The organism is Amycolatopsis sp. NPDC057786, assembly GCF_042797905.1.
In the GTDB taxonomy this organism is placed as follows: Bacteria; Actinomycetota; Actinomycetes; order Mycobacteriales; family Pseudonocardiaceae; genus Amycolatopsis.
This window is the reverse complement of the sequence record NZ_JBHVKW010000199.1, coordinates 1-2,453: the sequence shown is the minus strand read 5'-3', so window position 1 is coordinate 2,453 and position 2,453 is coordinate 1. Positions and strand designations below refer to the sequence as shown.

Sequence of the window (2,453 nt, the reverse complement as noted above, 5' to 3'; positions counted from 1 at the left end):
GGCTAGAACCCGAAACGCCACTCACGACCACCGACCGACGCTTTCTGGCGCCTTCGTTGGTTGAAGCACGTGAAGGGGCCCTTGCTTGCGTCTAGCGCAGTGAAGGGGTCCTTCACGTACTTGGGAAAGAGGCCTTCGCGCGCCATCGTGGTGACGGGTGGGGTTACTGGGTCCATAGACGTGCGTTCCGGGTCCCGCGATCAGCGAGGCCCGGAAGCCAGGACGTACCTACGCCGCCCTTTGCTCAAACCCCGGAAATCCACTCACGACCAACCCGCGCCACGCGGTATGGGCGTCCGCGCGCTGGAGGCAGGACAACGCGAACATGCCGACAAGGCATCGCCCTGCCGGCATGTTCGCGTGTGTGGGAGCTATTGCTCCTCGAAGCGCTGGCGGAAGCGCTCTTCCATGCGCTGGGTGAACGAGCTTCGGCGCGGGGACGCCTTGCCGCCACCTCCGCCGGCCCCCGGGCCACCGCTGTCCTTACCGCCCTCCGTTTCGGCTCCTTGCCGAATCGATGTGACGGCCATCATGACTCCGAAGAACATCACGAGGAACCCGAGCACGCTGATCACGGGGATCTCGGCGACCCGGATGTTGACCACCACGCCGAGCACCAACAGTGCGACGCCCACTACGAACAGGGCGATGCCCTGCAAACGCCGTCGGCGGGCGGGGCGGCGCAACCGGGTGCCTCGCACCGTGGATGCGAACTTGGGGTCCTCGGCATAGAGCTCGCGCTCGATCTGATCGAGCAGCCGCTGCTCATGCTCGGAGAGTGGCATCTTTCCTCCTCCGGCACAGCTGTCGCGGGCGCCGGGCCGCGCAACGTCATGGACCCAACAGACAACCCCAGGCGGGGTGTCTCTGTCCAGGATACGAGCCCCGCGCTCGTCCGACTACCCGATCCCGTATCCAGAAGGGATCGAATTGGCCGAAACCACCCGGCGCGCCCCTCTGTGGGACGGCGAAGGAGGCGATGTCACTGGTCACGGGGGGTCAGCAGTGACGCGGGCCGCACCGCGGCGGCTCCGAACTTCGACCTCGCGACGTCGGCGGCGACTTCCGCATCCCGCCAACGGGGTTCGGGTGACTCGAAAAGCAGCTGCTCTCCGTCACTCTCCGTGTCCAATCCCTCGACTCTTACCCCGATCAGGCGGACCGCGCCCGCCGGCGCGTGCTCGGTCAGGAGTTCGACGGCGGTGCGGTGGATGTCGCGGGCCACGTCCACTCCGACGGCGGTTGTCCTGGCGCGGGTGATCGTCTTGAAGTCCGCGAACCGGACCTTGATCGACACCGTCCGCCCGCGCAGCCCCCGGCGGCGCAGGGTGGCGGCGACACGTTCCGACAGCCGGAGCAGTTCCAGCCCGAGCGCCGCGCGGTCGTGGACGTCCACGTCGAAGGTCACTTCGGCACCGATCGACTTGTCCGGCGACTCCGGGACCACCTTGCGCTCGTCGTGCCCGTTCGCGAGCGCGTGCAGATGCTCCCCGAGCGCCCGCCCGAGCGACCGCCTCAGCCTGGACAGCGGAGCGGCCGCGACGTCGGCGACGGTGTCGAGGCCCTGCTGCCGCAGTTGCTCCTCGGTGCGCTTGCCGACGCCCCACAGCGCCGACACGGGCAGCGGACGCAGGAACGCGAGCGTCTCGGCCGACGGCACGACGACCATGCCGTCCGGTTTCGCCATGCCGGACGCGAGCTTGGCGACGAACTTGACCTTCGCGACGCCGACCGAGCAGCTGATCCCGAAGTCGGCGGCCACCCGCTCCCTGATCCAGGCGCCGAGCCGCGCGGGCGAGGAGTCCAGCCGTTTGAGCGCCCCGCTGACGTCCAGGAACGCCTCGTCCAGGCTCAGCGGCTCCACCAGCGGCGTCAGCTCGCGGAAGATCCCCATGACCCCCTTGGACACCTCGCCGTAGAGCCCCGGCGTCGGCGTGATGCAGATCAGCTGGGGGCAGAGCCGCTTGGCCGTCGAGAACGGCATGGCCGAGCGGACGCCGAACTCGCGTGCCGCGTAGCTCGCCGCCGCGACGACGGACCTCGGCCCGCCGCCGGACACGACCACCGGCTTGCCCGCCAGCTCGGGCCGCGTGCGCAGCTCGCAGGACACGAAGAAGGCGTCCATGTCGACGTGCAGCAGGCCGCAGCCGGTGTCGTCGGGCCAGGTGGTGGCCCCGGTCGTCACACGGTAGCGGGCCATCCCACCGGGCAGTTCAGCGTTTCTCCCCACGCCCGGACGTTAGCCCGGACCACCGACAGTCTCGTGAATAGGCCAGGGACGGTTAGGGCCAAGGGTGTCTTAGGTACTACGTGGGGCAGTCAGACGCTTGTGTGAGTGGTCACGGTCCGTGGGGATGTCGTGAAGGGCCCCTTTGAGACATTGAAGGTCTCGATGGGGCCCTTCCAGAGATTAGAGCTCGTCGCCGGACCGGCGGACGCACTGAACGAGCAGG

At 68.5% G+C, this 2,453-nt stretch carries 2 protein-coding genes; both read right to left on the bottom strand.

Going from position 1 to position 2,453, the window contains the following annotated elements:
* Positions 1-371: 371 nt before the first annotated feature.
* On the bottom strand, positions 372-785 hold the full coding sequence (locus tag ACFVM3_RS41855) for a DUF3040 domain-containing protein (protein ID WP_125675808.1): 414 nt from the start codon (positions 783-785) through the stop codon (positions 372-374).
* A gap of 197 nt (positions 786-982) precedes the next feature.
* Positions 983-2,200: a DNA polymerase IV gene (gene dinB, locus ACFVM3_RS41850; RefSeq protein WP_378445476.1), complete on the bottom strand. Its 1,218-nt coding sequence runs from the start codon at positions 2,198-2,200 to the stop codon at positions 983-985.
* Positions 2,201-2,453 lie beyond the last annotated feature (253 nt).

What these genes read in the sequence shown, in the direction of transcription:
- ACFVM3_RS41855 (WP_125675808.1), bottom strand. Translation starts at nt 785, where the DNA reads ATGCCACTCTCCGAGCATGAGCAGCGGCTGCTCGATCAGATCGAGCGC.
- dinB (WP_378445476.1), bottom strand. Translation starts at nt 2,200, where the DNA reads ATGGCCCGCTACCGTGTGACGACCGGGGCCACCACCTGGCCCGACGAC.